The 13,180-nt window shown below is 58.3% G+C and carries 10 protein-coding genes; 1 reads left to right on the forward strand and 9 read right to left on the reverse strand.

From position 1 onward, the window contains the following. Positions 1-89 precede the first annotated feature (89 nt). From S7A_RS05090 to trxC, 3 genes are all read right to left on the reverse strand, one after another. Entirely contained in the window at positions 90-2,747 is a 2,658-nt protein-coding gene (locus S7A_RS05090; RefSeq protein WP_009088537.1) for a bifunctional acetate--CoA ligase family protein/GNAT family N-acetyltransferase, read from the reverse strand. Between the two features lie 125 nt (positions 2,748-2,872). Beyond that, a complete protein-coding gene (locus tag S7A_RS05095; protein ID WP_009088539.1) occupies positions 2,873-3,550 on the reverse strand; it encodes a tRNA-uridine aminocarboxypropyltransferase in 678 nt (225 codons plus the stop codon). 81 nt (positions 3,551-3,631) lie between these two features. After that, positions 3,632-4,051, reverse strand: coding sequence for a thioredoxin TrxC (trxC, locus tag S7A_RS05100; protein WP_009088541.1), 420 nt, complete (start codon positions 4,049-4,051; stop codon positions 3,632-3,634). 159 nt (positions 4,052-4,210) lie between these two features. On the opposite strand from trxC, the gene S7A_RS05105 reads away from it, so the two are divergent. Further along, positions 4,211-5,383, forward strand: coding sequence for a tRNA/rRNA methyltransferase (locus tag S7A_RS05105; RefSeq protein ID WP_009088544.1), 1,173 nt, complete (start codon positions 4,211-4,213; stop codon positions 5,381-5,383). A 36-nt stretch (positions 5,384-5,419) separates the two neighbouring features. On the opposite strand, the gene emrB is transcribed toward S7A_RS05105, so the two are convergent. The 6 genes from emrB to nrdI all read right to left on the reverse strand — a co-directional run bounded on the left by emrB (position 5,420) and on the right by nrdI (position 13,176). Then, positions 5,420-6,955 (reverse strand): multidrug efflux MFS transporter permease subunit EmrB, encoded by a 1,536-nt coding sequence (emrB, locus tag S7A_RS05110; protein WP_009088545.1) that lies wholly within the window; start codon positions 6,953-6,955, stop codon positions 5,420-5,422. A 16-nt stretch (positions 6,956-6,971) separates the two neighbouring features. Then, the gene (gene emrA, locus S7A_RS05115) at positions 6,972-8,147 is read right to left on the reverse strand and encodes a multidrug efflux MFS transporter periplasmic adaptor subunit EmrA (protein WP_009088548.1); all 1,176 of its coding nucleotides are present in this window, start codon (positions 8,145-8,147) and stop codon (positions 6,972-6,974) included. Positions 8,148-8,300: 153 nt separating this feature from the next. Next, positions 8,301-8,831, reverse strand: a complete 531-nt coding sequence (mprA, locus tag S7A_RS05120) for a transcriptional repressor MprA (protein WP_003850381.1) — start codon at positions 8,829-8,831, stop codon at positions 8,301-8,303. A gap of 855 nt (positions 8,832-9,686) precedes the next feature. After that, a complete protein-coding gene (gene nrdF / locus S7A_RS05125; protein ID WP_009088550.1) occupies positions 9,687-10,646 on the reverse strand; it encodes a class 1b ribonucleoside-diphosphate reductase subunit beta in 960 nt (319 codons plus the stop codon). Positions 10,647-10,654: 8 nt separating this feature from the next. Next, positions 10,655-12,793, reverse strand: a complete 2,139-nt coding sequence (gene nrdE / locus S7A_RS05130) for a class 1b ribonucleoside-diphosphate reductase subunit alpha (RefSeq protein ID WP_071987795.1) — start codon at positions 12,791-12,793, stop codon at positions 10,655-10,657. After that, positions 12,763-13,176 (reverse strand): class Ib ribonucleoside-diphosphate reductase assembly flavoprotein NrdI, encoded by a 414-nt coding sequence (nrdI, locus tag S7A_RS05135; protein WP_009088554.1) that lies wholly within the window; start codon positions 13,174-13,176, stop codon positions 12,763-12,765. Before nrdI ends, nrdE begins: the two co-directional genes overlap by 31 nt. Positions 13,177-13,180 lie beyond the last annotated feature (4 nt).

Consider the following 13,180-nt stretch of genomic DNA (forward strand, 5'->3'; position numbering starts at 1 on the left):
ATGGCCTTTTGCCATCAAATCAGGGTTATAACCATAAATAATAACATTAACTCCGTCGACCCGAACCTTTTTTACCTTTCTCTACAAGGTTAGTTGATCCCCTCCTGTAAAGGCAATTTCAGGCTGACAATACCGTCATCCAGTTGAATATCAACATGAAAGTTAAGTTTTCGTGCCAGCGTAATCATGCCGCGGTTGTGGGGCATGGTGATACCGTTTAATTGTTGCAAGCCGTGATGGCGCGTATAACGGATCATCTTTTCCAGCAGGCGGCGTCCCATACCCAGCCCTTTGAGGTCAGAACGCACCAGCACCGAGAACTCGGCGTCGATGTTATCGGCATCTGAGATAGCACGCGTGACGCCGATGATCTCAGGGTGTCCCTGATGCTGACGCACGGCCACAATCGCCATCTCACGGTCATAATCGATTTGCGTCATGTTGGCGAGGTCTTCATGGGTAAACTCATTGATTTCGCTGAAGTAGCGGTAGTAGAGATCCTCTTTCGTGACCTGGCTGATAAAGTCGCGCAGCAGGGGTTCATCTTCAGGCAGGATGGGACGGAACAGGCAGAACTGCCCATCTTTTAATTCGACCTGCTCTTCCAGATGCTGCGGATAAGGGCGGATAGCCAGCCGTGCTTCATTGTCACCGTGGAAGGGGGCCAGCGTCAGGGTGACGTCCAGCAGGGTAAAATCACTACCCGCCGCCAGCAGCGGATGGATATCGAGCCGATCGATTTCCGGGCAGTCGACCACAAGGTTTGAGACCTGCACCAGCAGCTGACTTAATCCGGCGATATCCAGCGGATTCAGGGCGCTGCGGCTGCGGATTTTTCCGCTCTTGATTGCCTGAATCACCAGATAGCGCGCCAGCGTCATGTTGAGCGGCGGCAGCGCAACGGCGGCCTGTTTGTCAGCCTGCCATTCGACGCCGCCTTCGCCCAGCATGATGATCGGACCAAACAGTGCATCCTGTTCGACCACAACCCGCAGCTCCTGTGCGCCCGCACGGCTTGCCATGCCCTGAACCAGTAGCCCTTCAATACGCGCCTGCGGCAGCGTCTGCCTGACCCGATCGAAAATGGCTTCGGCGGCGCGCTCCACTTCACTGGCATTGCGCAGGTAGAGCATCACCCCCTGCACCTCCGACTTATGCGCGATATCGGGTGAACGCAGCTTGAGCGCCACCGGATAGCCAATCTGGTCGGCAATCGTTACGGCCGACGCGCTGTCGCTGGCAATCCAGGTTGGCAGCGTGGTCAGCCCGTATGCCTGAAGAACCGGCTGCACTTCGTGCGTATCCAGCGCCGTGATCCCGCGCGCCAGGGCCTGGGAGAGTAACTGGTGAACATGCGCGCTATCCTGCGTCAGCGTCGCGGGGAGGGCAGGGGTTTCGCGCAGCTGCTTCTGGTTACGCCGGTATTCAACCTGATGCATAAACGCGGTGACGGTGCCCTCCGGCGTGCGCCAGGTGGGGATTCCCGCCTGGGTAAAGGCGCGTCGTGCCGCCTGCGAAGAGAACTCTCCGCTCCAGTTAGTCAGCAGGGTTACCCGCTTACCGCGCGGGTGACGGGCAAGGGTTTCGATAAGGTGGCTGGCCGTTTCGGTAGGGGGCGCAACCGCGCTTGGCGCATGAATAATCATCAGCGCATCAAAGTCATGACTGTCGAGCAGGATCTCCACACAGGCGGCATAGCGCGCGGGCGTTGCATCATCCTTTAAGTCGAGCGGATTTCCCCGGCCCGCGCCTGCGGGCAGCAGCGCCTCCAGCTGCTGACGGGTCTGTTCGCTGAGCTGTGCCAGTTTGCCGTTGCGGGCATAGAGCTCATCCAGCGCCAGCGCAGCAGGGGCGGCACCATTACTGACGATCATCAGCCGGTCACCCCGCAGCGGCCGCATATGACTTAGCGATTCCACCGCAGAGAAGAGCTCATGGGTATCCTGCACCCGTAGCAACCCGGCACGCTGAATGGCGGCATCCCAGGCCGCATCCAGGCCGCTGTGGGTGCCGAGCAGCGCCTGCGCTTCACGGCTGCGACCGCTCTTGATCACCAGAATCGGCTTGTTGCGGGAGGCACTGCGCGAGGCAGAAACGAAACGGCGTGCGTCACTGAGGTGTTCAAGGTAGAGCAGAATGGCGCTGGTTTTACCGTCGCGCGCCAGGAAGTCGAGCAGGTCGTCGACATCGGTGTCCAGGCTGTCACCCAGAGCGATAAACCAGGAGAACCCGAGGTTACGCTGCTGCGCCCAGTCGAGAATGGTATTCGAGACGGCGGCGGACTGGGAGATAAAGGCGAGTCGGCCTTTGGCTATCGGCACCGGTGAGAAGCTGGCATTTAATCCCTGCCAGGGGGCCAGCAGGCCAAGACTGTTTGGTCCCAGCAGGCGTATCTGCCACTGACTGGCGCACGCTTTAAGTTCAGCAGACTGGCTGGCGGGGGCCGAAAGGATGATGCAGGCCTTGCAGCCTTTTTCGCCGAGCTGTTGCAGCAGCGCAAGGTTGCGCTTTGAATGGGTGCAGATGACCGCCAGATCCGGCGCGAAAGGCAGGCTGTCGATGGTGGGCCAGGCCAGGACACCGCTGACCGCCTTATATTTCGGTGTCACCGGCAGCACCGGTCCGCTGAATCCGCCCGCCAGCAGGTTTCGCATCATAAAGTAGCCGGCGCGCCCCGGCGTCACCGAGGCACCAATAACCGCAATGGATTTAGGTCGTAACAGCGCTTCCAGCCCACGTTGACTCATCGCGTCCTCCAGAGTTCGGGATTTGCGTGATTGTAAACGCTTTTTGCGGGCCGTGCTTTCGGGCAGATCGCAGCCTGAGCATCCGGCCGCGCAGGCCTCAGGCAACCGGTGAGAAGCGGGGCCGGTTAATCCTGCCCGGCATGATGCGGTTTGCCTGCCAGGTAGGCGGCACGAAAGCGATCAAAATGGTGAGATAACGCGTCTGCCGCGAGCCGATCGCCCGCCTGCTCCAGCAGTGCCGCGGCGACTTCGGCGGTACAGTGCTGACCTGCGCCATGGGCTTCGCGTAGCGTGTAACGCGAAGGAGTAGTGACATTCAGCGACATGACCGGCAGGGCATCGAGCCAGGGGCTTTTGCGGAACATTTTGCGCGCTTCGGTCCAGGTGCCATCCAGCATAATAAACAGCGGCGGTTTTCCCTGCGCGGGCGGCGAGGTCAGCACCTCCCGGCCCGAATCGGCATAGCTGGCCGGAAAGACCACCAGCGGCTGGTAATCGGGGTTGCGCACAGCCGCCAGCAGCAGCGGATCGGGCTCGGTGCGTGACCAGCCGAAGGCCTGGGTGTCGGGCAGAATATCGGCAATCAGACGGCCGGTGTTGCTCGGCTTCATCGGCTCGGTATCAAACATCACCAGACAAAAGCGGCTGCGGGCGGCTTGCGGGACGATCTGGCTGCAGAGACAGCTGGCCTCGGGCAGCAGGCAGCCCTGGCAGCGAATGACCCGGTTTCCGCGCGCGAGGAAAGGACGGGTCGCGCGGGCGAGACGTTGGGTGCGCAAGCGCAAAACAGCATTATCAGACATGAGTATTCAGGGCAGGAAAAACGTCAGTGTAATCGAAGCGCAGGCGAAAAGGAAAAGGCCAGCCGGGCTGGCCTGGGAAGATTAAAGGGATTCGTCCAGCCATTCGTTAAACGGCGCTTTGGGCATGGCACCGTTCAGCATGTCGACCCGCTCGCCGTTTTTAAACAGCATGATGGTCGGGATACTGCGAATGTTGAAGCGGGCGCTCAGCGCCGGTTCCGCTTCGGTGTTCACTTTAATGAAACGCACTTTACCGCTGCGCTCACTGGCGACATCTTTAAAGACCGGCGCAAAGTTGACGCACGGACCGCACCACGGCGCCCAGAAATCAATCACGACGGGCAGGTCGTCCTGAAGATATTTGTCGAAGGTCGCGGCGGTGGCGTTGACCACTTCACCGTCGAACAGTTCGCTTCCACAGCGTCCGCATTTCGCCGCATCGGCAAGGCGCTCTTCGGGAACGCGATTAGTTGCCTGGCAGGAAGCGCATACCGTATTCATAGGAACCTCTGAAGTTGGAAAGTGTCAGTCTGGTAATTATTGTCCATTATGAAAGGGGAGCGATTTACCCTCAATCTGGATCGCTCTATAGGTTCAATAGTTGATAGCTAAGCGCCGGCACATCAGGTAATCTGCGCGCTCTCAATGCAGGAGGAAGACATGAACGACGAATTTAAAGGCAAAAGCGGTAAGGTTAAGGTGATGTACGTGCGTGGCGAGGATGAAAAGAGCACATCTAATCCTCGTACAGGCAAAGGTGGTTACGCTGCTGCCCGCCAGGATGATAATCGTCGTTCATCGGGTTCCCGTGCAGAACGTAGCCAGGAAGGCGGCCGCTCTGCGGGTCGTCGCAGCGACGACAGCGGACGCAGCGGTTCAGCGCGCCGCGACGAAGGCGGACGGGGTGCGCCACGCCGCTCGGGTGAGGGTTCAGGCCGTCGCAACGAGCGCTCCGACGATCGTAGCTACGGCAGCAGCGACTCCCCATGGCGGACTGTGTCACGCGCGCCTTCTGCCGATCGCACCGCGGCGTCAGAAAGCGACAAGCCCGATCACGGCGGCATCAGCGGCAAGAGCTTCGTCGATCCGGAGCAGATTCGTCGTCAGCGTAACGAAGAGACGCGCGTCTATGGTGAGAACGCCTGTCAGGCCCTGTTCCAGAGCCGTCCGGAAGCGATTGTCCGCGCCTGGTTTGTGCAGGAAGTGACACCGCGTTTCCGCGAAACCCTGCGCTGGCTGGCGGCCAACCGCAAAGCCTATCATGTGGTTGAAGATGCAGAGATCACCAAAGCCTCCGGCACTGAGCATCATGGCGGCGTCTGCTTCCTGATCAAAAAGCGCATGGGTATGGCGGTTTCTGAGTGGCTGGGTCAGGCGAATGCCAAAGATTGTGTACTGGCACTGGAAGATGTCAGCAACCCGCATAACCTCGGCGCAATCATGCGCAGCTGCGCGCACTTTGGCGTGAAAGGTCTGCTGGTCAACGACGCCTCTCTGCTGGAGTCCGGTGCGGCGGTGCGAACCGCAGAGGGCGGAGCCGAGCATGTGCAGGCGATCAGCGGTGCCACCTTCAGTGAAGGTCTGGAAGCGTTTCGCAAAGCGGGTTACACCATCGTCACCACCTCCAGCCATCAGGGTACGCCACTGGCTCAGGCTGAGCTGCCGGAAAAAATGGTGCTGGTGTTAGGTCAGGAGCGCGAAGGTCTCTCTGACACGGCGTTTCAGCAGGGGGATATGAGCGTGTCGATTGGCGGCACCGGCAACGTCGAGAGCCTTAACGTCTCGGTTGCCACCGGCGTGCTGCTCGCCGAATGGTGGCGTCAGAACGCATAAAAAAACGGGCCGAAAGGCCCGTTTTGCTTTGTCTCATCAGTGCGCGCCACCGCCACCGCCGCCCGCGCCAAACGGCGGACGGGCAAACCAGATCAGCACCAGCAGGATCAGAAACACCCCCGCCGACGCCCAGAAAATTTCATTCGCTGAAATAATCAGTCCCTGGTTAGTGATCTGCTGCGCGATCCAGGCTGACGCCTGTTGCTGCGTCATCCCCATGCCCTCCAGCTGGCTGTACATCTGCTGCGAATTGACGTTGTACGGGGTAATCGACTCCGTCAGATAGCTGTGATGCATTGACTCGCGATTGGTCCACATGGTGGTGGTAATCGACGTACCCACTGACCCGGCAAAGGTTCGCAGGAAGTTCGACAGGCTGGATGCCGCCGCCAGACGCTCCGGGGGAAGGCCCGACAGCGTGATGGTGGTCAGCGGCATAAAGAAGCAGGCCACGGCAAAGCCCTGAATAAACTGCGGCCAGGCGGAAGCGCCGAAGTCCATACCCGGTTCAAACGTCCAGGCGCGCCAGTAGAAGCAGACCGCATACATAATGAAACTGAAGGTGACCAGCCGTCGCATGTCGAGCTTGTGGGCGAAGCGACCGATAATCGGCGACAGGATCACGGGGATGATCCCCACCGGCGCAGAGGCCAGACCGGCCCAGGTTGCGGTATAGCCGTAGACCTCCTGCAGCAGCTGCGGCAGCAGCACAATCGAGCCAAAGTAGAGCATGTAAGCCAGACTGATCGACAGGCAGCCGATAGTGAAATTGCGCGACTTAAACAGCGACAGGTCGATGATCGGATGATCGTCCGTCAGCTCCCACACCAGCAGCACGGAGAGCGCAATCACGGCCACTACCCCCAGCACGATGATCTCCGTCGAGCTGAACCAGTCGAGCTCTTTCCCGCGATCGAGCATCACCTGCAGACAGCCGATCCCGACGACCAGCAGCACCAGACCGACCGTATCGATGGGGCGAATTTCGGTTTTGGTTTCCCGGCCTCGCAGCGTCTGCAGCGTCAGCATCACCACCACCGCACCAATCGGTACGTTGATGAAGAAGATCCAGCCCCAGTGATAGTTGTCGCTGATCCAGCCGCCCAGAATCGGGCCGCAGATTGGCGCTACGATCACCGTCATCGCCCACAGCGACAGCGCGATACTGCGTTTAGCAGGCGGATAGTTGCTGAGCAACAGACTTTGCGACAGCGGGATCAGCGGACCCGCCACGATCCCCTGCAGGATACGGAAGAAGATCAGCATCTCCAGGCTCTCTGACATGCCGCACGCCCAGGAGGCGACGGCAAACAGAATGGTCGCCCAGGTAAAGAGCTTCACTTCACCGATGCGTCTGGCCAGCCAGCCGGTCAGGGGGATCGAAATCGCATTGGCTACGCCAAACGAGGTGATCACCCAGGTGCCCTGCGAGTTAGACGCGCCCAGGTTTCCGGCAATGGTGGGGATAGCCACGTTGGCGATGGTCGAGTCCAGCACCTGCATGAACGTGGCCAGCGACAGCGCCACGGTCATCAGGACCAGCGGCATCCCTTCAAGCGGTTTTTGTGCCATTACAGCCTCCGCGCCATCATCCGGCGTTGGCGCGGACGATGTCGGTGATCAGTTTATTGACCGGCGCAAGGTCAATCGCCAGGGCGTTGCTGCTGTAAGCGGCCTGCTGCCGGACACTGTTCGCCAGCGTAATGCCCTCTTTGCTGGTGGTATCGATCTTCACCAGCGTTGAGAGGCCAATACGCAGGGGATGTCTGGCGATATCGTCCTGATTCAGTTCGATTCGCACCGGCAGGCGCTGAACCACCTTAATCCAGTTACCGGTGGCATTCTGGGCGGGCAGCAGCGAGAAGGCACTGCCGGTGCCCATATCCAGACCGGCGACTTTGCCGTGATAGACCACATCATCACCATAGATATCCGCCACCACGGTAGCGGGCTGACCAATACGCACGCCAGCCAGCTGTGTCTCTTTAAAGTTGGCGTCGACCCACAGATTGGTTGCCGGGACAACGGCCAGCAGCGGGGTGCTGGTGGAGATTTGTGAACCTACCTGAACGCTGCGGCGGGAGACATAACCGTCCATCGGGCTGCGGATGTCGGTTCGCTGCAGGGCCAGCCAGGCGTCACGCAGTTCAGCGGCGCTCTGCTGCACCGCAGGCTGATTTTCCAGCGTGGTATTGAGGATCATCGCCTGATTGGCATTGTATTGCTGAACGGCAACGTCCAGCTGCGCTTTGGCGGTCGCCACGGCGTCGCGGGCATGCTGCAGCTCTTCACGGCCAATCAGATTAGCGGCACCCAGGGGCTCCCGGCGTTTCAGGTCAGCCTGCGCCTGGGCCAGAGCGGTCTGCTGCAGGGTGATGCTGGCTTCATACTGCTTACCGTTGATCATCAGCTGATGCGTCTGACGCACGCTGGTGGCGAGGGCCGTCTGCGCTTTTTCAAACGCCTGCTCGGCATCGGTCTTATCCAGGGAAACCAGCACATCGCCTTTTTTGACGTAGTCGGTGTCTTCAAACCAGACTTTATTGACGCTGCCGGAGACCTGGGCCATCACCTGCACCTGATTACCGGCAACGTAGGCATCATCCGTTTCCTGAAAATGGCGCAGTACCAGGAACCAGTAAACACCCCAGGCAATCCCAATCAGCACAAAGATCAGCGCCAGCACAATGAGCACACTTTTGCGCTTCTTCTTTTTGTTGCTGACTGACGGTTGCGGGCTCTGTGCTTCTGCCGTTGCACTCATGTCTTTCTCCACGTATTCCATTGAGTCGGGGAGGGGCAGGGATCCCTGTCCGCCGGCGCCCGAGTCGAAAAAGCCAGCGACTGAGCGCTGGCCAGATAAAAAAGGAACTTAAAATAACGATTCCGACAGGTGATTGTGTCGCACTTATTGCTATCAGCGGGACAGTGAGGCGATCAGCTGATCTTCATCCATTTTGTCGAGGCGATTAAGCAGCTTGCGGGTAATCCCTTCCAGCTGCGACTTCTCATCAACCGACAGCGAAGACCAGAGATATTGCAGGCTCTGATGCTGCGGGGGCAGCAGCTGACGCAGGAACTCCATGCCTTTGTCGGTCAGATGCAGGTGCAGGCAGCGGCGGTCGTGATCGCTTTCGCGACGCTCAATCCAGCCGCGTTTTTCCAGCTCATCAGCAATGCGCGTAGCATTGGTGCGTGACGAGCCGAGGGCCGAGCTGAGTTCCGAAGGCTGAATGCTGTGATTTTCCTGAGCATCCAGCGTGATCAGCGCCATAAACAGGGTTTCGTTGATCCCCTGTGCTTTCAACATCTTATTACGATTGTCCAGCAGTTTACCCTGCATATGCATACAGAGACGCGTCAGGATAATTTCCTGTAACGGAAAATCCTTATGGCGATTGGCACGGATGTTTAGCATCTGCTCAATGGGAGTAAACGAACTTTCCATTAAAAAAAACCTCACTAATTGCAACTTGTATAATAACTATGGTGACAGGCTAAGCGTAGTCACTTTTCGGCAGGTGATCGCTGACCGACGCACGCTGCACCATTAAAGGTGTTCCAGGCCATTCCCTGGCCCTGGGTCAAAAACCCGTCCGCCCGGCGGCAGCCGCAGTGCCAGAGCGTTATCAAAAAGGGGGCAAATTTAATAATATCGCGAGGAAAAATAACTGAAGTGAATAGGTTTGCTGCTAACCATAACAAACCTAACCATTTGTGACCAGATGCAATCCGCTTTCCGGACAGAGTTCAGTGAATTTTTCGGGTTCAGCGTGCGATCCGGCGGCCTCCACCCGACCCGGCAGGCCGATTTCACCCTCTGAGAAATGACAGAGTGCTCCGGCGAGGCTGACAGAGAGGGAAGAGTGCTGAGCAATCGTATGAGCAGCGGCTGAACGTCGTCGTTGCTGCCCACGCAGAGGCCGGTGGCTACCGACAGCGGGAGCACTGAAACGGGCGTCAGACCCTGAAGGGGCGCAGGCATAAACCGTGTCGTTCGCTAATAATCATATGTGGTTAATAATAACTCAAAAAACTATTTCACACGCATGTTTATTAACAGGCCATACCAGTCATAACAAGAGGTTTAAACCTCGGCAGAGGATTTACGGGTGACGTTATGCGAATAGGCTCAGGAAGCATACGCCTTTCGCAAAGACGCAAAAGATGCCATCCATGGCAGGCTCAGCGCGGGCCATCCCTGGCCCACTATGCTTTGCTACAGGCGTATGCTCCCATCGCTTTGAGTTTTGGCGCCGTCTGAATGAAGAAACGCTTTCAGATCAGGACGACCTGCCCGCCATCAGAAGTTCCAGTCCTCATCTTCCGTCTCAACCGCCTTACCCATCACATAGGATGAGCCCGAACCGGAGAAGAAGTCGTGGTTCTCATCAGCGTTGGGTGACAGCGCTGACAGAATGGCCGGATTCACCGCCGTCAGCTCCGCCGGGAACAGCGCCTCGTAGCCGAGATTCATCAGGGCCTTGTTGGCGTTGTAGTGCAGAAAGGTCTTCACCTCCTCCACCCAGCCAACATCACCATACAGCGCCTCGGTATAAGCCACTTCATTCTCATACAATGCCAGCAGCAGATCGTACGCGAACTGCTGCAGCGCTTCGCGGCGCTGATCGTCCACCGTCGCCAGCGCCTGCTGGAACTTGTAGCCAATGTAATAACCGTGCACCGCCTCATCACGAATAATCAGGCGGATCAGATCCGCGGTGTTGGTCAGCTTGCCGCGACTCGACCAGTACATCGGCAGCCAGAAGCCGGAATAGAACAAAAACGACTCCAGGAAAACGCTGGCGATTTTCTTCTTCAGCGGATCGTCGGCCTGATAGTGTTCCAGAATGATGCGCGCCTTGTTCTGCAGCGGCGCATTCTCTTCGCTCCACTGATAGGCAGCATCCACATCCTGCGTGTTGCACAGGGTTGAGAAGATGGAGCTGTAGGAGCGGGCATGCACCGCCTCCATAAAGCTGATATTCGAGAGCACCGCCTCTTCATGCGGGGTGATCGCATCGCCCATCAGTCCCGGCGCACCGATCACGTTCTGAATGGTATCCAGCAGCGTCAGACCGGTAAAAACCCGGATGGTCAGCTGCTGCTGCTGTTTATCCAGCGTCTGCCAGGCAGGCAGGTCGTTGGAGAGCGGCACTTTCTCCGGCAGCCAGAAGTTGCTGGTGAGGCGGTTCCAGACCTCAAGATCTTTCTCATCCTGAAGACGGTTCCAGTTAATGGCCTGAATCTGTTTAAGTTGCATAGTTTTTATCACAGGGAGCAGGAGACGCAGCCCTGAACCTCCGTGCCCTGAAGCGCCATCTGGCGCAGTCGAATGTAATAGAGCGTTTTGATGCCTTTCTTCCACGCGTAAATCTGTGCTTTGTTGATGTCACGGGTGGTGACGTCGTCGCGGAAAAAGAGCGTCAGCGACAGCCCCTGATCAACGTGCTGAGTCGCTTCTGCATAGGTATCAATAATCGCTTCCGGCCCAATCTGATACGCATCCTGATAGAGATGCAGATTTTCATTGGTCATGAACGGCGCGGGATAGTAAACGCGTCCGGTTTTGCCCTCTTTGCGGATCTCGATCGGCGAAACAATCGGATGGATACTGGAGGTGGCGTGGTTGATGTAGGAGATCGAACCGGTCGGCGGGATCGCCTGCAGGTTCTGATTAAACAGTCCGTGCTGCATTACCGCATCGCGCAGCGCCTGCCAGTCCGCCCGGGTCGGCAGCGTCACGCCGGCGTCGGCAAACAGTTTTGCCACCCGTTCGGTGCGCTGCAGCCATTCGCGCTGCAGATATTTGTCGAAATAGACGCCGCTGGCGTACTGCGAATCAGCAAAACCGTCGAAGGTCTGCTGACGCTCCTGTGCCAGCTGATTAGAGGTGCGCAGCGCGTAATAGGTGATGCAGTAAAAGTAGAGGTTGGTGAAATCGAGCGCTTCCGGCGAACCGTAGACGATGCCTTCCCGCGCCAGATAGCCGTGCAGGTTCATCTGACCCAGGCCAATGGCGTGCGACCGCCGGTTTCCTTCGGCGACCGACGGCACCGACGCGATCTCACTCATCATCGACACCGAGGTCAGGGCGCGTACCGCCACGTCCACGGTGCGCGCCAGATCGCGGGAATCCATGGCGTGGGCAATATTGAGTGAGCCAAGATTGCAGGAGATATCTTTGCCGACCCGGCGATAGCTGAGATCGTCAAAGTACTCGCTGGCGCTGTTCACCTGCAGAATCTCTGAACAGAGGTTGCTCATATTGATGCGACCGGCAATCGGATTGCTGCGGTTCACGCTGTCCTCATACATGATGTAGGGGTAGCCTGACTCAAACTGAATCTCGGCCAGCGTCTGGAAGAAGTCACGCGGCTGAATCCAGGTTTTGCGGATGCGATCGTCGGCCAGCATCTCGTCATACTTCTCGCTGATGCTGATATCGCCAAAGGCCTGGCCGTAAATGCGCTCAACATCGTAGGGCGAGAACAGCGCCATCGGCTGGTTCTCTTTCGCCAGCCGGAAGGTGACATCGGGGATCACCACGCCCAGCGACAGGGTTTTGATGCGGATCTTCTCATCGGCGTTTTCGCGCTTGGTGTCGAGAAAGCGGAAAATATCGGGATGATGCGCGTTCAGCCATACCGCGCCCGCGCCCTGACGTGCGCCCAGCTGATTGGCGTAGGAGAAGGCATCCTCCAGCATCTTCATGACCGGGATGACGCCCGACGACTGGTTTTCGATACGCTTGATGGGCGCACCGGACTCACGCAGGTTGGAGAGTAAAAAGGCAACGCCGCCGCCGCGCTTTGAGAGCTGCAGCGCGGAGTTTACGGCACGGCCGATGGACTCCATGTTGTCTTCAATGCGCAGCAGGAAGCAGGAGACCAGCTCGCCGCGCTGCTGCTTGCCGCAGTTCAGAAAGGTGGGGGTGGCAGGCTGGAAGCGGCCGCTGAGGATCTCCTCCAGCAGCGCCCGCGCCAGGGTTTCATCGCCCTGAGCCAGCGTCAGCGCCACCATGCAGGCGCGCTGTTCAAAGGTTTCCAGATAGCGTTTGCCGTCGAAGGTTTTCAGCGTGTAGCTGGTGTAGTACTTCCAGGCACCCAGGAAAGTTTTGAACTCAAATCCCCACGTCTCCGCCACCTCATGCAGCGCAAGCAGGAAGTCGAAATCGTACTGGTTCAGCACCTCAGCTTCGTAATAGCTCTCCGCCACCAGATAGCGTAAACGCTCGGCGCGGCTGGCGAACTTCACCGTGTTCGGCTCCACATGCTGCAGATGAAACTGACGGGTCGCTTCGCGATCCTTGTCGAACTGGATGCGCCCCTCCGCGTCATAGAGGTTGAGCATGGCGTTGAGCGCGTGATAGTCGAGCGTCACGCCGTTGAGGGTGTCTGTTGTTGCCAAAATTGGGTTACTCCCGCTTTAACGTTCGCGATGTCGTCCGGGGTTCCCATCAGCTCGAAACGATAGAGCAGGGGAACCTGACATTTTTTTGCAATGATGCTGCCCGCCAGGCAGTAACCGGCGCCGAAGTTCCGGTTGCCCGCGGCGATGACGCCACGGATTTCCCGCCGGTTGGCCTCATCATTAAGAAACTGAATCACCTGACCGGGTACGGCACCGCGACTGCTGCCACCGCCATAGCTGGGCACGACCAGAATATAGGGCTGGTCGATATGCAGCGTCTGACGGGCATCAAGCGGTATGCGCCGGGCTGGCAGGCCAAGGCGCGTCACAAACCGGTGGGTGTTTTCCGACTGGCTGGAAAAATAGACCAGCGGGAACATGCGT

The sequence above is a fragment of the Pantoea sp. Sc1 genome (genome assembly GCF_000255315.1).
Classification (GTDB): domain Bacteria; phylum Pseudomonadota; class Gammaproteobacteria; order Enterobacterales; family Enterobacteriaceae; genus Pantoea; species Pantoea anthophila.

Bases quoted from the DNA above. Each gene is read 5' to 3' on its own strand.
- S7A_RS05090 (WP_009088537.1), bottom strand. From the start codon at position 2,747: ATGAGTCAACGTGGGCTGGAAGCGCTGTTACGACCTAAATCCATTGCG.
- S7A_RS05095 (WP_009088539.1), bottom strand. From the start codon at position 3,550: ATGTCTGATAATGCTGTTTTGCGCTTGCGCACCCAACGTCTCGCCCGC.
- trxC (WP_009088541.1), bottom strand. From the start codon at position 4,051: ATGAATACGGTATGCGCTTCCTGCCAGGCAACTAATCGCGTTCCCGAA.
- S7A_RS05105 (WP_009088544.1), top strand. From the start codon at position 4,211: ATGAACGACGAATTTAAAGGCAAAAGCGGTAAGGTTAAGGTGATGTAC.
- emrB (WP_009088545.1), bottom strand. From the start codon at position 6,955: ATGGCACAAAAACCGCTTGAAGGGATGCCGCTGGTCCTGATGACCGTG.
- emrA (WP_009088548.1), bottom strand. From the start codon at position 8,147: ATGAGTGCAACGGCAGAAGCACAGAGCCCGCAACCGTCAGTCAGCAAC.
- mprA (WP_003850381.1), bottom strand. From the start codon at position 8,831: ATGGAAAGTTCGTTTACTCCCATTGAGCAGATGCTAAACATCCGTGCC.
- nrdF (WP_009088550.1), bottom strand. From the start codon at position 10,646: ATGCAACTTAAACAGATTCAGGCCATTAACTGGAACCGTCTTCAGGAT.
- nrdI (WP_009088554.1), bottom strand. From the start codon at position 13,176: ATGTTCCCGCTGGTCTATTTTTCCAGCCAGTCGGAAAACACCCACCGG.